At 61.6% G+C, this 18,114-nt stretch carries 18 protein-coding genes; 3 read left to right on the forward strand and 15 right to left on the reverse strand.

The window, feature by feature from the left end:
- A partial coding sequence (locus BLR24_RS15205; protein ID WP_217636325.1) for a 3'-5' exonuclease occupies positions 1-797 on the forward strand: 797 nt, incomplete at its 5' end.
- Between the two features lie 157 nt (positions 798-954).
- On the opposite strand, the gene BLR24_RS15210 is transcribed toward BLR24_RS15205, so the two are convergent.
- The 9 genes from BLR24_RS15210 to BLR24_RS15255 form a co-directional block, all read right to left on the reverse strand.
- A complete protein-coding gene (locus BLR24_RS15210) occupies positions 955-1,935 on the reverse strand; it encodes a hypothetical protein (RefSeq protein WP_093018281.1) in 981 nt (326 codons plus the stop codon).
- Positions 1,932-2,723, reverse strand: a complete 792-nt coding sequence (locus BLR24_RS15215) for a YaaW family protein (protein WP_093018283.1) — start codon at positions 2,721-2,723, stop codon at positions 1,932-1,934. Before BLR24_RS15215 ends, BLR24_RS15210 begins: the two co-directional genes overlap by 4 nt.
- On the reverse strand, positions 2,723-8,380 hold the full coding sequence (locus BLR24_RS15220; RefSeq protein ID WP_093018285.1) for a DUF3320 domain-containing protein: 5,658 nt from the start codon (positions 8,378-8,380) through the stop codon (positions 2,723-2,725). Before BLR24_RS15220 ends, BLR24_RS15215 begins: the two co-directional genes overlap by 1 nt.
- 773 nt (positions 8,381-9,153) lie before the next feature.
- The gene (locus BLR24_RS15230) at positions 9,154-9,891 is read right to left on the reverse strand and encodes a DUF7227 family protein (RefSeq protein ID WP_254787364.1); all 738 of its coding nucleotides are present in this window, start codon (positions 9,889-9,891) and stop codon (positions 9,154-9,156) included.
- A 207-nt stretch (positions 9,892-10,098) separates the two neighbouring features.
- Entirely contained in the window at positions 10,099-10,401 is a 303-nt protein-coding gene (locus BLR24_RS15235) for a hypothetical protein (protein ID WP_217636326.1), read from the reverse strand.
- Positions 10,398-10,631: a hypothetical protein gene (locus tag BLR24_RS15240; protein ID WP_093018291.1), complete on the reverse strand. Its 234-nt coding sequence runs from the start codon at positions 10,629-10,631 to the stop codon at positions 10,398-10,400. Before BLR24_RS15240 ends, BLR24_RS15235 begins: the two co-directional genes overlap by 4 nt.
- The gene (locus tag BLR24_RS15245) at positions 10,628-10,942 is read right to left on the reverse strand and encodes a hypothetical protein (RefSeq protein ID WP_093018293.1); all 315 of its coding nucleotides are present in this window, start codon (positions 10,940-10,942) and stop codon (positions 10,628-10,630) included. The genes BLR24_RS15240 and BLR24_RS15245 overlap by 4 nt, the downstream gene beginning before the upstream one ends.
- Positions 10,939-11,511, reverse strand: coding sequence for a hypothetical protein (locus tag BLR24_RS15250; protein ID WP_139188761.1), 573 nt, complete (start codon positions 11,509-11,511; stop codon positions 10,939-10,941). Before BLR24_RS15250 ends, BLR24_RS15245 begins: the two co-directional genes overlap by 4 nt.
- Positions 11,512-11,677: 166 nt before the next feature.
- Complete coding sequence (locus BLR24_RS15255; RefSeq protein ID WP_093018297.1) at positions 11,678-12,076, reverse strand: hypothetical protein; 399 nt, start codon at positions 12,074-12,076, stop codon at positions 11,678-11,680.
- Positions 12,077-12,202: 126 nt separating this feature from the next.
- Between BLR24_RS15255 and BLR24_RS15260 the strand changes: the two genes are divergently transcribed.
- Positions 12,203-12,436, forward strand: coding sequence for a hypothetical protein (locus BLR24_RS15260; protein WP_093018299.1), 234 nt, complete (start codon positions 12,203-12,205; stop codon positions 12,434-12,436).
- 12 nt (positions 12,437-12,448) lie between these two features.
- On the opposite strand, the gene BLR24_RS15265 is transcribed toward BLR24_RS15260, so the two are convergent.
- The 5 genes from BLR24_RS15265 to BLR24_RS15285 all read right to left on the reverse strand — a co-directional run bounded on the left by BLR24_RS15265 (position 12,449) and on the right by BLR24_RS15285 (position 16,551).
- The gene (locus BLR24_RS15265; protein WP_093018301.1) at positions 12,449-13,147 is read right to left on the reverse strand and encodes a YqaJ viral recombinase family nuclease; all 699 of its coding nucleotides are present in this window, start codon (positions 13,145-13,147) and stop codon (positions 12,449-12,451) included.
- Between the two features lie 111 nt (positions 13,148-13,258).
- A complete protein-coding gene (locus BLR24_RS15270) occupies positions 13,259-14,257 on the reverse strand; it encodes a DUF932 domain-containing protein (protein WP_093018303.1) in 999 nt (332 codons plus the stop codon).
- Between the two features lie 166 nt (positions 14,258-14,423).
- Positions 14,424-14,882, reverse strand: a complete 459-nt coding sequence (locus tag BLR24_RS15275) for a hypothetical protein (protein ID WP_139188762.1) — start codon at positions 14,880-14,882, stop codon at positions 14,424-14,426.
- A 193-nt stretch (positions 14,883-15,075) separates the two neighbouring features.
- Entirely contained in the window at positions 15,076-16,098 is a 1,023-nt protein-coding gene (locus BLR24_RS15280) for a toxin-antitoxin system YwqK family antitoxin (protein WP_093018305.1), read from the reverse strand.
- Between the two features lie 39 nt (positions 16,099-16,137).
- Complete coding sequence (locus BLR24_RS15285; protein ID WP_093018307.1) at positions 16,138-16,551, reverse strand: zinc ribbon domain-containing protein; 414 nt, start codon at positions 16,549-16,551, stop codon at positions 16,138-16,140.
- Positions 16,552-16,721: 170 nt separating this feature from the next.
- On the opposite strand from BLR24_RS15285, the gene BLR24_RS15290 reads away from it, so the two are divergent.
- A complete protein-coding gene (locus tag BLR24_RS15290) occupies positions 16,722-17,096 on the forward strand; it encodes a helix-turn-helix domain-containing protein (protein ID WP_093018309.1) in 375 nt (124 codons plus the stop codon).
- A 329-nt stretch (positions 17,097-17,425) separates the two neighbouring features.
- Here BLR24_RS15290 and BLR24_RS15295 read toward each other — a convergent pair whose 3' ends face one another.
- Positions 17,426-17,977, reverse strand: a complete 552-nt coding sequence (locus BLR24_RS15295; RefSeq protein ID WP_093018311.1) for a DUF1353 domain-containing protein — start codon at positions 17,975-17,977, stop codon at positions 17,426-17,428.
- Between the last annotated feature and the right edge of the window lie 137 nt (positions 17,978-18,114).

Here is an 18,114-nt window from a genome sequence, read left to right on the forward strand (position 1 = left end):
CCTTTAGCGCACACCTCCAAGCGGGTCTGCGATTCGGGTCAGATGCTTCCCGCAGCCTGCGCATCAGGCAAGGGCGGCCTTCGTCGGACTATTACGTCTTGAAGAACACGGGACAGATCTCCAAGCGGGTGAAGTCGTCCACCAAGGAATTCGCCCCCGCCGTGCGCGCCATTCAGGTGGATGAGCCTCAATTCATCCGCGGCGCAGTCCGTCACGTGCTCTCACAGTTGGCGCAGGAGATCCGCGCCGGCACCGTGGAGAGGAACAAGACCGGAAAAGTCAGCGTCTATGTGCTGGGCCGCTACCGTCGCGACAAGGAAAGCGTCTCGGCCTGGGATGACCTGGCAGATGCTCTCGATGTGTCATTCCTCACCATCCACGGCTCCAAAGGCCTGGAGGCGGACTATGTCTTGCTTCCGCGGCTGGCGACTGGCTCCTATGGCTTCCCGAGCAGCATTGTGGATGACCCTGTGCTGCAACTTGCCATGCCCAGCCCCGAGACATTTCCCATGGCGGAGGAGCGTCGCCTCTTCTACGTCGCCCTGACGCGCGCGCGGCGCAGCGTCACGTTGGTAACCCTTCGATATCGAGAGTCGCCGTTCCTGACGGAGCTCATGCAGGATTTTCAGATTGCGCCGACGGCCCTCGACGGCGTGAGCACTGACACGCAAGTTTGCCCGGAATGCAAGCAAGGTAGTCTCGTGCCCCGCAAAGGGCCCTACGGAATGTTCAGCAGTTGTAGCCGATTTCCCCGTTGCGACTACACACGCAGCGCCAAGAAAAAGAAGTATCGCTGACCTATGTTGCGAGCTTGAACGGTAGCGTCGGGCGCATTTCTCGTCCACATCTCAAAAAAAGACGGCGAAGAGGAGGGGCAACCTGCCAGAGCACATTGGCTGGCAGGTTGCCACAGTCTCGCCCTGAAACATCGTCAATGCTCGTTATTGATAGCGCTCAGGCAGTCTTGTCCCGATTCATTGTGTTTGCTGGACGCTCATGGCTCGCCTGTTCCTCCGGGCCAGCGGCTGAGGCGGCCGTCGCAAAGAACGGAGCTAGGGGGTCACTTAGCAGAATGTCGTGTGCGCTAGAGCCGAACAGCGCCTTCAATCGATCCCGGTTCTCCGCTAGGACATCCGGGAAACCGCCGTGCCCCAAGGCCAGTTGACGATACTGCGCATCGCACCACTCGCGAAAGCTTTCCAACTCTCGACGGATCTCTCGGCTGACCTGCTCACGGTAGCGTTGGGCCATGCCCGGCATGCCCGCGGCCAGACAAAGTTCGCGCTCCACAATCAGTGCCGCTGGCACAAGATCCAACACTTCAATCATGAAGCCGATGGCCAATGCGTACTGCGCCTGATTCGGTTGTGATGAACCGTAGAGACTTTGGAGCCCGCGCACGAAGCCAAAAATCTGCTGCCGTGCCTCGGACAGACGGTCGAGCCTCAGCTCCGCCATACGGCTGATTTCAGACACCGGCACACGCGAATTCAGCATCACCTGCGCGGACCTCACCGCGCCCGCATAGTCCTCGAAGTACTTAAGGTACTCGCGCCGATCCTGCTGGCCTATGGAGTGTGCGACCTCGGCAATCGCATTTTCTACCTTATCAATCTTTCCGGTCAGGTAGATCGTTGCAGCCACAACCACCGCGACGACCACGACGGCGGCCGTTGCTGTTGCCGCAACCGAAGCGAACTGTGCCCCTCTTACGAGCTTACCTACCTGTAGAAGTTGCTCAGCTGAAGCTAACTCCTTCGGGCTCACGGGAATCATTGGCAGGTGCGCGACGATGCCGGTGCGACCAGAGCCCGTTGCCCAATGAACCATTCCGTTGGTATATGACAGGTCCATCGTCTTCGTCCGCAAGCCTTCCAGCACATCGGCGGAAACTTTCGATAGATCGACCTTTAGCAATCCCAGGATTTCTTTCATGCGAAACGCTCCTCGTTGAGCGAAGCCAGCAGCGCAAGTCTGCGAATGCGGATCACCTCCAACACGGCAGGCAGCGTAACGCGATAGGCCAGGCTGGTAATCTGCTTCAACGCTGAAGCTGCGGAGACTACATTCAATCCAGGCACAAACGCCGCTCCCACGCGCGGGGCCGCCACCGCCAATGCAACTGGCAATGTCAAGCGAACCAACGATGGGAGAGCTGCCGAAACAACCATCGACGCAACGATCGCGGCCAGATAGGCAATCTGTGCGTTGCTCGAAAGGCCATGGACTAGATCCTCGAAATTTCGTTTGCCACCTCCACTTTCGCTCGGTCCTACTTTCATCGCTGCCTGATCCAAGATTTGATCTAGTTCATCGTCCGAGAAGTTCTTCTTCTGGCCGCTCAGTACCCCGACAAGCAACTGGTCTTCCAAAGACTTGATATCTTCTGCCGACTTGATCTCGATCTTCAGGTGGGTACAGACATCGGTGACGATCTCGCGGTAGAGAATCCCAGTATGTCCCTTGACGAGACTGCGCATGGCGTTGGCGATCGAGTCGCCACCATAGGCTTGCAACTCGGCGGCCAACGACTTCCAGGCCTTGCGCAGATCACCCTCGTCCAGTGCCCGCTTGTAATCTGGGTCCTTCAACAGCTCCTGTGCATGGCGTCGATGGCCGTCGGCCGCGTCGAGGGTGAGGATATCTGCCAAGCGTTCCAAATCCTCGTGGCGGGACAACGCCAGTACAAACAAGCCCTTGTCTTCTCGAAACTTCAAAGCCATCAGCTTTCTCTTCCTTCAGGAACCGCAAGCGGCGAAACTGACCAGGCTGCCGCCTCGTTGGTCGCGACGCGGCCAGCAGCGGCGACGGTTCCCACTGCTCCTCTATTGGCGACGATCATCTTGTCCTCCCGCCTCAATTCAGAGCGCTCCAACAATGTTGTGACGGTTGCCGAGATTGCCTTGCGAAGTTGCACGCTCGTGGCCTTGAATCCGAGCATGCGAGCCACAGTGAGAATGACCTCGTCGTCTGTTGCTCCGAAGTTCGAAGAAACCACGTGAATCACACCCGCGGCGATCTCGCTCGGGGGAATCATCTCTAGCTTTCGCAGCCCGGCCGACAAAGCGGCGCCTCGGTCACGAGGAAACGGCTCCGTACCAGGGATGGAAAGAAATGCACCTTCACGAATGATGCGGCCTCGAGCTAGCGACAAACTGGCACCGTGCTCGACCGCGGCCTCGATCCGAGCGCCGGCACGCTGAAGGCCCCAGGCGGTGCGCAATCGCGCGATCACTTCATCGATGTGGACCGGCGCCTCGGTTCGCACGACTTCCTCAACCAACTCCGCCATCACACCGACGGGTGTCTCGTGCAACTCGTACAGTCCCGATCTCGCCGGTGCCGCCTCGGCATAAGGAGGATTGAAAGAACTCGCTTCTGCGACGTCCGACAGCCCAATCTCCGTTACATCGCCCCGTTCAACAGTGATAATTTCGACGGGAACGGCGCGCTGCTTATGCAAACCAGTTTCAAGACGCGCATCCAGTTCAATTTTTGCAGCTTCGATGGCAGCAATCGTCCTCTCCAGCTGTTCACTTGGGCGCTGGAACCAGTCGGTACTCCAGATGCGATGAATGATCCAGCCGTGGTCCTCAAGTACCGCCTGGCGAAGACGGTCTCGGTCTCTCGCCGATCTCGCAGAATGGTAGGACGCCCCATCGCATTCGATGCCGACCAGGTATCGGCCCGGACGCTGCGGGTCGGCAATGGCAAGATCGATGAAGAAGCCTGCAATTCCCACTTGAGGATGAACTTGATATCCCTTTGCCTGTAGAGCGTTCGCCACCTGCTCTTCAAAGACACTGTCCATCTCTCGACCACTGGATTTTGCAACCGAAAGGCGACCTGTCCGCGCATAGTGCAGAAACAACTTGAACGCAAAGACGCCCTTACCTTTCGCTCGATTGAGATCGATGTCATCGTCCGTCATCGAGGCAAACACTTCGCATCGTCGCTTGGCTCGACTGATGAGCACGTTCAGGCGGCGCTCGCCGCCATCGGCACCGAGTGGACCAAAACGCATGGCCATGTAGCCCTGTGCATTCTTGGCATAGCCGACCGATATCATGATGACGTCGCGTTCATCCCCCTGCACATTCTCAAGATTCTTGGCAAAGAAGGGCTCGCTAGGATGGGCGTGGAAAAAATCTTCCGTGTCCGGGTTCAACCGGCGTAGCAGCTCCAATTCGTCTTGAATCGCCCGCCGCTGAGACACCGAAAACGTTGCGACACCAAGCGAAAGCTCCGCGTGTGTCTTGGCATGCCGAATGATGGCCTCAGCGACCACCCTAGCTTCAACGGCATTTGTTCCAGTACCTCCGGAGTCAAAGACGCCATCTGGGACATGATGGAAACGCAGTCCCATGCCAGCCTCTTGGGTATAGGGGCTGGGGACGATGAAGAGCTTGTTTTCGTAGAACTGACTGTTCGAGATCGCGATCAAAGATTGATGGCGACTGCGGTAGTGCCAGCGCAGCATGCGCTGCGGAAGCCCACGCGCAACGAACAGGCCCAGGATGCTCTCGATATCAGCCACGGGCGTGCCATCGTCCTCGTCTTCGCCGGCCTGCGATCCGGTCATCTTCGAGAAAAACTTGGTTGGCGGAAGCTGCCTTTCGTCCCCAACCACAACGACCTGCTTGCAGCGTGCTATCGCGCCAAGCGCATCGACAGGCTGGATCTGACTCGCCTCGTCCATGACCAGCAAATCGAAATTCAGGCGGCCGGGTGTCAAGAATTGCGCCACCGACAATGGGCTCATCATCAACACCGGCTTCAGCGCCTGAACGGCTGGCCCCGCCTTTTGCATCAGCTGCCGAATCGGCATATGGCCTCGACGTCGTGCCATCTCGGCGCGCAAGACACCAACCGGTCCGACACCGCCATCACGAGGCGGGATCTGACGATGGTGGGTCCTGACGACTTCGATGCTCGCCGCCTTGATACGCTGCAAGTCTAGGCTTGCGAATTCTTGAACTTGCCTCGCATGCAAGTTCCCGTCGAACCGACCGATTTCCGGATCGGACTGGATCAGTTCGGCGAGCATCGCTTCGTAGTACGCCATCTCGAACGTCGAGCGCGCGGCGCTCGCGACCAAGGTTCCATCGGCGAGACGATCGACGAGTTGAACCAGACCCGCTTCTCGAGCCCTGTTTGCACGCTCGCGATAGGTTACCCATTTTGACAACTGCTCGGTATTTGCGAGCCAGACGAAAAGCTTGTCGCTCAATTCGCCGAAGGGGGTTGCGTTGTGAGACGGCGCGCCAAAGAGCGCGAGTGAATTCGCTTGCAAGGCAGCGAGTACCTCAAAAAATTCGGTTGAAGCTGCCTCTGATTCACGCTCGGTGCACTGCGCGCGTTTGGCGATCTCAACTCTTTCAGGAAGCCTCGCGGCGAGGTGGCGAAGCGCACCGTGCCCGGCAATCCAGCTGACCCCGGACGAAAGGAGCGTCCAGGTCGAAGTGAGCCCGGTCCACGCAGCACCAAACGCCAGGCGACCAGTTTCGTCGCCTGTCTGGATTGACTTGGCCAAATCTTGCCACGCTCCAAGGCGCCGGATCAAATCCAATCGTTCGGCTAGCTTTTGTGGCACGCTTCTCAGAACTCGGCTCGACAGCTCATCTGCCCAGACCATCCCAGTGATGCGAGTTTCAATCAGCTCCAACGAAGCACGCTCCACCGAAGCAGCACCGTTCATGGCAGTCGGCGCTGCGCCCTCAAGATCTGCCCAAAACCGCACCAAAAATGGTTCGGTTCGTTCCAGAAGTTTGCGCAACTGGAGCGCTCGATCGCCAACCTCTGAACGCTGAGCCAATCGGCCGGCAATCAGTCGCGGCTCAGCACCCAAACCGCGCAACGTGCGCATCCATGCGACCAGCGCCCGCAAAGGAGCACTGCTGGACCGTTCACCACGCCAATCCGAGCCAAATGCCGCCGCGCCGAAGGCGTTACCGTCCCGCACTTTGGCGGCCGATTTTTGCCCCTTCATGAGGATATCAAGGAGCTTGACGATCTCGGAGACCTGCGCATTCTGGTCGCTGACGAGCGAGCGAGCGAGCGCTCTCGCCCGTCTCCAACCGCCACTGAAATGCTTCAGCAGCCCCGTGTTTGTCGCCAGGAACTGGCGGGCGGTCCTCACATCGGTAGTCCAAGCTACATCGAGCAGACGATCTCCTATGACTCGCCGTGCTTCTTCCAATGAGGCTACGGCATCAGCCAGATCTCCTGCCTGCTCAACGCCGTGGTCCCAAACAGTCGCAGCGAAGGCATCGGGACTTGCATCGGGAGCAGCGGCTACGCGCTCGCCTGTAATGGCCAGCTTCCCGATCGCGGCGAAGGTATCAATAGCACCAACTGAACCGAGTTCTAGCCTCAACTGTTCAGCGGCGGCTCGCAACTGCGGGAGAAGCGTCGCGAGCTCTCGTGCCTTGTCAAATGCCTCTGGCAAGATGTTCATCGGAAGCCAAGCCAATCCAGCCTCCAATCCATCAATGGATGTGCCGAGTGCCCGTGCCGAGAATAGTGGCGAAAGCTCAGCGGCCATCCCTTCGAATGCTTGTCCGTGCTCCACGAGCTCCCGAATCTGCTCCAAGCCTTCACTCCATATCGGCGAGGACAACGCGTCGGCAGACAAATTGGGTGCGGTAGCCACGATCTCGGCGAGTTCCCCAACACGGCGAACTTCGTCAAATGTCTGAGGCAAGGGTTCCAACTCGAGGCGATTGCATAGCTCCGCAACCTCACGGCGCAGGCTTTCAATTCGCGTGCGCAAACGGTCAAGCTTGGGGGTCAGGCGCTCGACGGCGGTGGGTAGGACCATGTCCAAGCCCACCCCTCTCCAAGGATGGTGAGCCGGCAAGCCGATGTCTTCGATGCGTTGGACGAGTTCATGGAGCAGGTGACGACGAGCTACAAAATCGTCAGGTGTCCACGAAATCGCATGCTCGAGCGAGAGATCGACTGGGCGTTGTCCCTCTTGGCGGAGGCGGGTCAAGTGGCCGATGACGTCAAATGCCGTCAATGTCGAGGGCAGATGAGGGACATGCATGCGGGACGCATGGCTGTTGAGCAAATCTCGGGCGTCCTTGAGTTTCGCGGTCAATGCGGAAGGGAATTCGCCGCGCGGTGACCCCAACTCCCAGGTTCTCCGCAACTCGTCGAGGAGGATCCGCTTGTTCGCCTTGTTGCTGTGAAGCTCCAAGCACGTGTCGCCCACGCCAGCTTGATCCAAGCGCCTTTTTACGACATCGAGCGCCGCCATCTTTTCCGCCACAAAGAGAACGGTTTTACCGTCCGCAACCGCGGATGCGATTACGTTGGCGATGGTCTGGGACTTTCCGGTCCCCGGTGGGCCTTGAATGACCAGATCGCGGCCGCGACGTACATCGTGAACGGCCAATGTCTGTGAGCTGTCGCTGTCGACGATGTGAAGCATGTCCCCCGGTTCAATATGAGCGTCGATGGGCAAATCCTCTGACATGAGAGGCTCGCGACCTTCGAACCCATCAGCAAGGAGCGAACGGATCATGGGCTGCTCGGTCAGCTTACCCGCAGCGGGCCAATTTTCAGGGTCCAAGTCCCTGTACATGAGGAACTTCGCGAACGAGAAGAAGCCCAAGACGATGTTGTCGGGAACTACTGTCCAATCTGGCTTTGTGGAGACAGCTTCCGCGACCGCGGAGAGATACGCTGCGGGGTCAAACTCGTCGCCGCCTTCGAAGGCCGGGAGCTTGAGGGAATGGACGCGATCGAGATAGGCCTCGAGTGAGAGATTCGAAGTTTGATCCTCCGGGCGCATTCGAAGGCGAAATTTCTCGCCCGCGGTCCCTCGCTCCAAGCTCACGGGCACCAAGACCAGTGGTGCATGGCGAACGTTTTCCTTCTTGTTTGGATCGATCCAATTCAGGGTGCCGAGCGCTAGGAACAGGATGTTCACCCCCTGCTCTTCTTCAAGAGTTCGAGCATCGTGATAGAGATCCAGAAGGCGCTTTTGCAGACCCTTTGGAGTCATCCTGGTTTGGAGCTTGGTATCGGCATGTCGAACAAACACGCCGCGCCCATCAGCATCTCCTTCCTCTTCCTCTGGTTGCGCCAGTTCCACGGCCGATATCTCGTCCTCAGCATCGTCCTCTATATCGCTCCCAACCCGGTCCGGCCGGCCAGCGATAAAAGTGAATGCCTTGTTCTCGCGAACCAAGAGACGAAATACTTCCGCCGACCTCTCGTCGACAACGTCGATGGTCTTGGCACTTTTCGAAAAGCGAGGGACGTGTAGAAGACGGTTTCGCGCAGAGAGATCGAGCAACTCCATCCGAGCACGCTCAAGCTTTGCCTCCAAGGGCAGGTTGCTTTGAAAAACGGAGGGTTCAGCTTCAGACATCGTTTACCTTTGACTGAACCGACGGTGCCTCTAGTCAAAGGCGCGCGCGTTCAGAGTAGCGGAAGATTTTCCGTGCTGAGCGCGCAGCGACCTGCACCGGAAAAGACGGTCATTCGCCGCAGCGCGCCAGAAACGCTTCTTGCGACTCGTTGACGATGAGCGAATCCAAGGGGGTAGGTTCTCGCTCGCGAACTTCCAGGCCAAGATGTCCGATTCCCAATCGATCCTCGCTGCCGCTCAGTTTTGTAGTTCTGCATCAACGGTAACATCATGATACGAAGGCGAGCGCGTGGCGTGCCTATGCGCAGCGGAATGTGATTTTTCGCACACTCTCATCCACAATATCTCTCTGCATCCAGCGCTTCCAGTGGCAGCTTTATTCAGCGGCACCGGCGTTCACCGGCTCGTGCGACCGGGGCTCGTCGCCGAGCAGATTGCGTGAGCGTTCCGCCCTCTTGACGCAGAAACTGAGCGCCTCAAGCAAAAAAATAGACAACTCGTGGGAGCCCAGGCTATTCCTTCACGATGAAGAAATGCCCAGGCTCGCACTTATCTCACTCCGTTGCGGCCGTGACCGCGTTGCTCGAGCCCATGCACGTTCGTCATGTTGACCAACCGCGCTTCCTCCTCAGCCGCACGCCGAACTTGCTCCAGTCGATGCGGGTCGGACTGCTTGCAAGCCAACATGGCTCGGTCTACCTGCAGGAGGAATTCCTCGTCCAGCACGGGCATGTCCTCCGTAGGATCTGCGCCTGGGGTTTCGTCGGTCTTTCTCAAGAGACTTGCCCTGCGAAGAAAACCCCCTGCACATGCCTCGCACCGCTCCCGTGCGCCGGGAACCCCATGATCGCAACGCGATCACGTTGCTGGCAGATGCCGCAGTTGAGGCAGTCGGTGTTGCTAAGGCTGGCGGGACACACGACGACATGGCGCCCTCCGGGAGTTCGCATTGGTTTTGTGGTGCCGCCCGGCAGGATGACCACAACCGGTGCGATCCGAAGCTCCGCATGGGCATCCGCCTGCGCGAGCGTCTCCGCGCTCAGGTTCACTGTGAAGCCAAGTTCGTTGGCCCTGCGAATGGCCGCGCCGTTCGCCGCCGTGGGTGCATAGTGGGTGTAGGTGAATCCGCGCCGTCCCTTGTTCGCCTGCACTAGCTTCGCGAGCAACCTGCCGTCGATCACGCCGGGCGAAAATGGCGTCAGATCCCCCGCCTGGTTGTGCCGCCACAGGGCATGGCGCCGAAGCGTGGCGATGTCCTGAAGCAGTTCGTCGAAGCTGCCGCCGCGTCCTCCTTCCGAGACGACTCGCCAGTGCAGCGCCAGGGGGCCACTTTCCGCATAGCAGCCGTTGCGCTTGAGGCTGCAGTCCGGTGGACATGAATTCGCACTCGTTGTGGTGACCGGCATTGGTCCGGTCTTCGCATTGCGGCTAATGCGCGTGAAGTGATAGGTGAAAGGCGATGGCGGTGCGGCCGAAGCGACGGATCGCGGCGGTCGGCCGCACGAATGCATGGAGGCCAAGGTGAGCTCCTCTGTTGGAGGTGCCGCGGGAGCGGCGAAGGGAAGGAACGCGCGCCCTCCTCCCCGCCTCAAGGGCTCGAGGGATTCGGGGCGCGCAGAGACAAAAAAGGACCCGAAGGTGCAAAAAAGCCAGGGACGGCCAAATGCGAGCGCCAGGGCGGCACTCGGGTCGAGCGACTGATCGCGACGTGATTGGCTTTAGGTGGCGGAAGACGAAGAGGAATCCTCGGAATTGGGCTCCTCGGAAATCGGCCCCAGTACCTCGGGCTCCTCTTCGCCAAGCCTCTGCGCGAGCTTCCTGCGCACCTCCACAGCGCAGCCATGCCAGGCATGGCCACTCACGAGCGCGGTGTCCAAGGCTTCGGGCGTGGCGGCCACGACCATTTGCGAATACCGGTCCAGCGCCTGGATCACAAAGGCCTGGATCAACGCCCCATGGGCGCTGAACGCCATCAGGTCCGTGACGAACTCGACATTGGTTGAGGGTAATGATCGCTTCATGATCCGTCTCCGCTCGCCTCGCACACCGAGTGCCGGATCTCGAAGCCCGCACCCGGGATCGAACCCGGGTCGAGCAGCATGATCAGGTCGCTCGCGATGCCTTGGCGCAGGGACGCCCAACTCTCCTCGGTGAGTCCTTCCTTGGACGCCTGCGCGCATGCCGCACGGCGCAAGGCCGCTGCATCGAAGACATCGACGTCCGCCGTGAACACCAGGGACAGGCCGCTCATGGCGTCTTCTCCTTCGACGTGACCGGAGAGATCTTGGCCCCGAAAGCCAGCGCCGGGTTCCCGAGGCCGGCCGGCCCGTTCTGGCGCACCCACCAGGCCGGCGGGCTGTAAGGCACGGTCATCACGCCCAGGTAGCCGTCCTGCGTCGCATAGCCCACGACCTGGGCGCGACCGATGTCGTTGATGCGGATCAGGACGTCGGTGCCGATCGCCGGCACCTCGAATTCGGCCGACCACTTGAACTGGTCGGTCGCCGCGAGGTTGCGGGTGTGAGGCGGCACCGTCTCGTGCCGCTGGAAGTGGGTATTCATGTCAGGATCTCCTGGGATGGCAGCACCGTGGCGCGGCCGAGTTGTCGGGATTTCAGGCGAAAGACCAGGCCGTCGCTCTCGCGCGCGACGTCCCAGCCCCGACGTCCGAGGCTGCGGCGCAGCACGTAGATGCAGTCGCCGTACGTGATGCGCACGCCGGGCCGGATCGCCGCCCGCCTAGCCATCCGGTTCGCGTGGAAAGCGCGCACCTGCTCGCGCCAGGCGCCGGCATACGGGCCCGTGGGCGCGTCCGCCTGCGCGAGGAACGCGAGCGGACAGTCGTAGTAGCAAGGCCCGCAGGTCTCGTCCATGCTCTTGACGGCCGCCTCGCCATGCCGGCAGTCGATGAGCGTGAGGCCGATCCATTTGCGGCCGGCGTTGTCCCCGGTGCGGGTCTCGGCGAGGAACCACAACCGGTTGCCGATCACGCGGTGCGCCAGCACCGTGCAATGGCCGCCGACGCTGGCCAGCTCGTCGTGGATGGCCTGGTCCTTGGTGGCGCGGTAGACGATGGTGCCCATGTCAGGCCCCTGTGGCGGACGGAGGCGCCGGTACGAGGCGAGTGCCATTCAGATCGCGGGGTCGGGAACGGACGGCCCGGAGCGGGAAGACGGAGTGAGAGAGAAGATGATGCATCGGTCGGACGTAAAAAAGCCCGCGCAAGGCGGGCTGGTGGATGGGTGGATGGGTGGGTGAAGGGACGAATGGACGCAGGGCGAACACTGGGGGGCCGACTCAGGGCCACGCAAAGACCTCGAACGCGAGGGCGGCCGGCAATAGCGGGTGGTCGCCGGCGAGCTCCAACGCCTCGCATTGGCAGGTCTGCGCGAGCCGCAGCAGCTGGCGCAGGTCCGCCCATTCCAGCGCCTGGGCGGCCGCGATGCTGTCGGCCGTGACGTCCAGCCGCCAGTTGAAGTCGTCGAGTTCGATCAGCCGCAGGCCTGCGTGCGCGGATGGCGGGGCGCCATCGCCCGGCGGGATCTGGTGCTCGGCGTGGAGCTGCCGCGCGACGGCCCAGGGCAGATGGAGAGCGCTGACGCGAAGCGTCCTGGCGATGTAGCGATGAAGGCTCGCCGACAGGACCGCGACGGGCCCGAGATCGGCCAGAGGGCGAGACGTTGATTCGTTGTTCATATTTCTGGTGGGACTGCAAGAAAGAGAAGAAGAAAAGCGCGCGCTGGGAAGAGAAGAAAAACCACACCGCCCTTCTGCGCGCACAGATGGCCCTCTGGCGGCGAACCCAGACGGCACAATCCGGGCATGACGACACAGCAGGAGCTGCCCGACGAGGTGCTGAGCACGATGGCGACCGAGTGGCGCAGGAAGGCACTTGCCGGAGACCTTCACGCCCGCGGTATCGCGCATGAGCTCGAGAGGGAATTGCGCCGGCGCGCCGGCGCGCCGTTCACGAGCTACGACACCCTGGACCTGCGGCCGCTCGAGGCGAGGACAACGGGGCGCTGGCGGTGGTGGCCGTTCGGGCGACCACGCTGAGGGCCCGGGCCCTCAGAGCGTTGGCCCGTCACCGTCCAGCGCAGGCGGCGCCTGGTCGCGCTCGACGTGGCGCCAGAACGCCTGCTCCTGCCGGATGAGCCGCGCGATTTCGGCTTCCTGGCGTTCGATGCGATAGACCTGCAGGTCCTGGCCGCCCAGCAGTACGACCACATCGGCGGCGCGCGCGCCCGTGACCGCCAGCTGGTGCAGGACCCGAAGCCGGATGTACTCGGGAACGCCGAAGGCCCACAGCGGGGCCATCTGCATGCCGACCGACAAACACTCGAGCAGCTGGACCTCGGGTGAGGCAACGACTTCGCGAACGACGGTGGCGGACATCCAGCGATGCTCGGGGTGCTGCCGCGTGGTGTTGACGCGCCGCACCTTGCGTCCGGTCCGGAGGGTGTAGTGGGCGGCCACGATCGGCTCGAGCAGCCGGCTCCAGTACGCGTGGCTGTCGTTCTCGAGCCGGATAGGATGCAGCAGATCCTGCCTGCCCGTCTTCTCCATCCAGAGGCGGACCTGGGATTTGAAGGGGTCGTGGCCGAGGGCCGCGGCGGCGTCGAGGCTGCCGAGGCTTGCCTCTCGCATGTTCGACCAGCGATCGCCTGCCGTCTCTTGGTCTTGTGTCTGTGGCGGCTCGACCAACTGGAGCAATGGCCGCCCTGCCGGACGCGGCGTTCTCAGACGCTCCGCACGTGTATTGACCATGATTTTTTCCTTTGAAGGTTCCGATGTCTGACCGACAAAAGGGCCTCCTCCAGTGAAGGAGAGCGACCTCTTTTGGGGGGACGGGGGGTGTAAATGCCCTGAGAACGGGCTTCAAGCCGCAAGCTGAAGTGCATGCGCGAGGGCGCGCTGCTTGATCGCCGCGCCCTGACCGAACCAGGCGCTGTCGAGCCGGTACTCGCGGCTGCGGGCCCGGCGCTCGTGGTCGACGAACTCGGTCACCGCGTTCAGTAGGCCCCAGGCCGTTCCCTTGGCCGCTGCGAGCTCGGCGCCTCGGCCCCTGCCCTCGTAGAGCACCTGCACCTTCTTTAGGGCACGGTCATGCGGCAGGCCCGGCTGTCCGGTGCCGCGCTGCTCGCGGGTAACGTCGCTGGCGTTCGATCCGCACAGCACCTGGAGGAAGTAGTCCAGGGATTCCTTGCCCTTGACCTTGCGTTCGGACAGCTGCTTCATGCGGTGCATGAAGTGGTCCCACTGGGAGACGGCAATCCCCAGCTTGCGCTTGATGGCATCGGCATCGAAGCGGGTGTTGTGGGGCACTCGAATCGCATGGCTGGTGCCGTCCAGCGCGATGGACAAGGTGTTGTTGCAGACGACCCGGACCGTCGTCGGGGTGACGGTGGTGGCGAGGGTGCCATCGCAGGAGGTGGCAAGCAGCAGGTAGCCGTCGACGATGTCCGAGCCTTTAAGGACGGCCTGCTTGCCGGTGCGTGCCAGTGCCCAGAACTTGCGTCCGGCCTTGAGAACGCCGGCCGTTTCCATCTCGTAGCCGCCGATCTCGGTGAGGTCGCGGTAGAACTCGAGCACAGCCCGAGGCTGCACGACCTGGTAGCGGCTGCTCACGACGGACAGGGGGGCCTGGGTGTCGCTGCGGTAGAGGACCTTGTGGTCCTGGAAGGTTTCCAGGGTTTGGAGCGATGGGACTGTCTCCGGGCCCTCGGTCATGTAGCGCACGGGGGTTTCGCGGATGGTCCAGTCCATGCCGGCGCTGCGGGCCCAGACCTCGATCGGTTGCTTCGGCGGGAGCCGATGGCCGAGCAGGTGCCAGGGGGTGTCGCCGGTGAAGGCCATTGTTTCGATGAGATGTGCCATAGGTGGTTGCTTGGGTGGAAGACGCGCGTGACGAGGCCTCTGCGCGTGAAGTCGCAGAGGTGCGCTGGGGCGCGTGCGCGTACGAAGGGGAAGTGAGCGAGGGCTCAGGAAAAAAGCAATGGCCGATGCCGCAGCGGAGACGGCATGGATGCGCGTGGCGCAGCGATCAGAGGTGATCGAAGTCCGGGTCGTGATCGTCGTCGAAGCCCGCGTGATCGGGTCCCATGCCGAACGGTGATCCGGACGGTCCCGGGGACACCGGAGGCGAAGGCGAGAACGGTGGCTCGGAGACACCGCGCCGGCCGCTGAAGCTGTGGCCGCAGGCCGTACAGCGGCAGTTGTTCAGGACACGGTCGTCGACGACACGGCCGAAGATGGCGCCGACCTCGGTGCCAAGGGCACCGCCGCCCAGGCCGCCGAGGATGACGCCGATCACGGTGCCGACGCTTCCGCCGATGGGACCCGCGGCCATGCCGAGCGCGAAGCCGGTGCGACCGCCGCGCAGCGCACCTGCGATGCCGCCGGCAGCGCCGGCAAGACCGCCCAGGGTGCCGCCGGTACGCTGGGCGACGTCTCGGGTTTCGATGCGGTCCGAGCCACACTGGGGACATTGAAGGTAAGACAAGGTGAAAGGCTCCTTTTTGAGGGGTGATTGGGAGGGGGTTGAGGCGCGCTGCGAGGACGCAGCGGCATAGAGCCCGGACGGCCTGTTCGCCGTGCCGGGCCGCAATGGGTTCGGAAACGAAAAAGCCGCCCGAAGGCGGCTTGAGGTGAACGAGAAAATGGCGGCTTGGACGCCAGGCTGCTCGGGGAATCTGTCAGGGCTTTTTGCCCTCTCGGCATTCGGCCTCCCACTCGCCGAGTTGATCGGCGGTGATCACCTCGTCATCGCCCTGTTGGATCCGGAAGGCGACGACCCGCGTGTCCACGCAGCCCTGGACATTGGTTGCAGCCGCTGGCGCCGCGGCCGCCTTCAACGGCACCTCCACGCCGTTGTCGTACCGGGCCACGAGCGCCAGTTCGTCCGTCGGCTTGTTGTCCGCGTCCAGCTTGGCGCGCACCAGATCGCCATGGGGCTTGCCCATCTTCCACTCCCGGCGCTCCTCGAGCTTGCCGGAAAAGGGGTCGAACTTTTCTTCGAGGCCGTCCTTCATCCCGTCAACCACCTTGGCACGATAGGCCAGCCGGTCGGTCCCTCGCACGTAGCGCACGATCTCGCCCTGCACGACGCCTTTGGTGTAGAAAACCCGGCTGAACAGCTTGCCGCTCTCGTCGTCGACTATCTCTTCCTTGCCTTCAGGCTTACCCTTCTTCCAGGTCGATTGAAGAACCTGGCGACCGGTCGCCAGGCCGTAGACCTTCATGGTCCCGTCCAGCACGCCGTCGTCGTAGGTGGCCTCGGCCAGCAGTTTGTCCTCCTTGTTGGGGTAGTAGGTCTTGATGGGGCCGTCCAGGACACCCTTGTCGAAGCCCATCTCATAAGCCAGGAAGCGACCGGCGCCCATGCGGCACACCACGCGACCGTCCAGCACCCCCTCTTCGGCATCGACGTCGCACAGCGATTGCACGCCGAAGTAGTTGGCGGTGATGCCCAGCGCGTTCAACACGTTCGAGACAGCGGACTGATAGGGGTAGTACTCCTGGTGGCCAGCAAGCACGGTGCGCTCGGGCACGTTGGTGACGTGGCCCGAGAAGGGTTTGTCCGAGCCTGAACGGTAGAGCTTGCCGTTGACGATTTCGGCGTTGCGGAAGTCCAGGGTGGAGGGGCTGCAGGCAGCCAGCAGCATCGCCGACGCAATCGCTATGCACGGCGCCAAGAGCGCCTTGAGGATCTGTTTCATGGGATTCGGGAAGAAGTGGATTGAAAACTGAAGCCTTGCTCACTTGCGCAGCGACAGGCCAATGGCCATGCCGATGAGCAGCATGCCGGCGAAGCCTTGGAGGGCCTCCTCGTCGGAGCCCGCGGCGATCAACAAGAAGATGGCCATGCCGGTGATGACGACCTTCACGCTCTTGGGGAAGGTCTTCACGGTCCCACGCGCGATGTAGTAGAGCTCGCCCGTCCAGGCAATGACGGCCACGGCCGGCGCGAACAACAAGAAGATGCAGATCAAGGCCCAACGCTGGCGATACCAGGGGATCGGCCCATAGCTGGCGAGGGAGGACGCCAGCGGCGCCATCGCGCTGGGTGCGGCCTGCGCGGCGATCACCTGCGGAGCACCGCATTTGGGGCACGTGGGGGCGGTTTCGTGGATCTGGTGGCCGCAGCCGCGGCAGTGGACGAAGTTGGTCATCGGAAATCTCCTGGTCGTAAAACGAAGTTGGTTTTCGGCAGCGCTCCCTTGCCGGTCTGCAAACGGCAGATTTCTCAAGCCAGAGCAAACATGTCTTATAGAACACATTTTCCCACATGTGTCCTTTAAGACGTTTCCTTGAGGTGCACATTTCTTGACCCTCGACGGCGATGAAAGATGCCAGTCGAAAAACGACGCCTCCACCAGAACCGGCGATCGGGACACTGCCCAATGCGGTAACGCAGGCGCTGGGGAAGAACTTGAAGAAACTCAGACTTGCTGCAGGCAAGACCCAAGTGGCCTTGGCCTTCGACGCCGAGGTCGAGCGGTCTCGAATCTCCAAGCTCGAAGGGGGTTACATCAACCCCTCTCTGATGACCCTGGCGACCCTCTGCCACAGCTTGGGGACGACATTACCTGTGCTTTTCGAGGGAGTCGTTGCCACGAACGCTCCCACATCGGAAGGCGGCTTGCTGCGCAGGAAGAATCAGGCAATCCTGAACAAACCTGCAAAGCCGGCACGCAAACCCTCGCGCAGAAGTTGAACTCTCCTACGTGCTCAGTTCAGTCATATGGGTCTGAAAATTTTTGGGATCTCACAGTTCGGCCTTCAAAGGACAGTTTTGCAGTGCCGATTTGACCGGAGGATGCAACAGACTTGCTGCATCGACCGGCGTTCTGCCCTATTCGCCCAATCGACCGAAGCGGCCATTGCTTGCATCGGTTGCTCACTATCGACTGCGATGAACGCATTCGACCCGGAGCGTTCAAGGCATGGAGGCGCGCATGCGCGAATTCCTGCGGAAAGGCGAGATCGTGACAATGCAGCACTACATCGCGGAGCGCTGAACGGCGCTGCAGGACGCGCCGCCGCTTACCTTGCGATCTCGCTGTCCACCGCCGCCTCGATCGCCTCGAAGTCGTCCGGTGTCTCGGCCAGCTTCTGAGCGATCAGCGTGTACTTCGCCCGCACCACGAGTGCGTCGATGGTGTGCTGGCTGGGCAGCTTCGGCTCGGGGAGCGCGGCGGCTTCGGGCACATAGCCTTCGGGCAACAGGCTCGACCTCCACGCACCAATTCGCACGCCTGCGTAAAGTAGCTTGGCCTGCGGCTTCGAGCAGCCGCCGGCCAAGCAGGCGAAGTAGAACATCTTGTCCGCCTCGGCCCGGTTTACCGTGGGTGTGTCGCACGCGATGTCGTGGACGATGGAGGCACGGCGGTAGTCGCCCGTGTACGGGCTGCCCACCGACGACCAAAGCGCTTCGGGGATGCTCGCTCCGTTGACGACCGAATCCTTCGGCGCTACCCACTTACGCCCGTCGGGGTCGACGAAGGAGAACTCCGCTAACAGCTTCATGCCGCGGTCGGGGTCGACCTCCTCCATCCATTCGGTGGTCGGGTTGCCGGAAAACTGGCCGTGGCTCATAGAAGGGACCTCCTGGGGACCTGTCGGCGCTGACAGTGGTTAGCGCATAAGCGTTCGAATTCTAAAAACTACCATGCAACGGCCAACTAGTCATCCCTATTTTTAGCGAAGCAGCGCGTCATAGTGAGCTGTATAAC

The organism is Variovorax sp. OV700 (assembly GCF_900099805.1).
Classification (GTDB): Bacteria; Pseudomonadota; Gammaproteobacteria; order Burkholderiales; family Burkholderiaceae_C; genus Variovorax.

Coding starts and splice junctions, on each gene's coding strand:
- BLR24_RS15220 (WP_093018285.1), bottom strand. CDS start 8,380: ATGTCTGAAGCTGAACCCTCCGTTTTTCAAAGCAACCTGCCCTTGGAG.
- BLR24_RS15230 (WP_254787364.1), bottom strand. CDS start 9,891: ATGCATTCGTGCGGCCGACCGCCGCGATCCGTCGCTTCGGCCGCACCG.
- BLR24_RS15265 (WP_093018301.1), bottom strand. CDS start 13,147: ATGGTCAATACACGTGCGGAGCGTCTGAGAACGCCGCGTCCGGCAGGG.
- BLR24_RS15210 (WP_093018281.1), bottom strand. CDS start 1,935: ATGAAAGAAATCCTGGGATTGCTAAAGGTCGATCTATCGAAAGTTTCC.
- BLR24_RS15280 (WP_093018305.1), bottom strand. CDS start 16,098: ATGAAACAGATCCTCAAGGCGCTCTTGGCGCCGTGCATAGCGATTGCG.
- BLR24_RS15250 (WP_139188761.1), bottom strand. CDS start 11,511: ATGGCACTCGCCTCGTACCGGCGCCTCCGTCCGCCACAGGGGCCTGAC.
- BLR24_RS15270 (WP_093018303.1), bottom strand. CDS start 14,257: ATGGCACATCTCATCGAAACAATGGCCTTCACCGGCGACACCCCCTGG.
- BLR24_RS15290 (WP_093018309.1), top strand. CDS start 16,722: ATGAAAGATGCCAGTCGAAAAACGACGCCTCCACCAGAACCGGCGATC.
- BLR24_RS15255 (WP_093018297.1), bottom strand. CDS start 12,076: ATGAACAACGAATCAACGTCTCGCCCTCTGGCCGATCTCGGGCCCGTC.
- BLR24_RS15260 (WP_093018299.1), top strand. CDS start 12,203: ATGACGACACAGCAGGAGCTGCCCGACGAGGTGCTGAGCACGATGGCG.
- BLR24_RS15295 (WP_093018311.1), bottom strand. CDS start 17,977: ATGAGCCACGGCCAGTTTTCCGGCAACCCGACCACCGAATGGATGGAG.
- BLR24_RS15240 (WP_093018291.1), bottom strand. CDS start 10,631: ATGAGCGGCCTGTCCCTGGTGTTCACGGCGGACGTCGATGTCTTCGAT.
- BLR24_RS15285 (WP_093018307.1), bottom strand. CDS start 16,551: ATGACCAACTTCGTCCACTGCCGCGGCTGCGGCCACCAGATCCACGAA.
- BLR24_RS15235 (WP_217636326.1), bottom strand. CDS start 10,401: ATGAAGCGATCATTACCCTCAACCAATGTCGAGTTCGTCACGGACCTG.
- BLR24_RS15245 (WP_093018293.1), bottom strand. CDS start 10,942: ATGAATACCCACTTCCAGCGGCACGAGACGGTGCCGCCTCACACCCGC.
- BLR24_RS15215 (WP_093018283.1), bottom strand. CDS start 2,723: ATGGCTTTGAAGTTTCGAGAAGACAAGGGCTTGTTTGTACTGGCGTTG.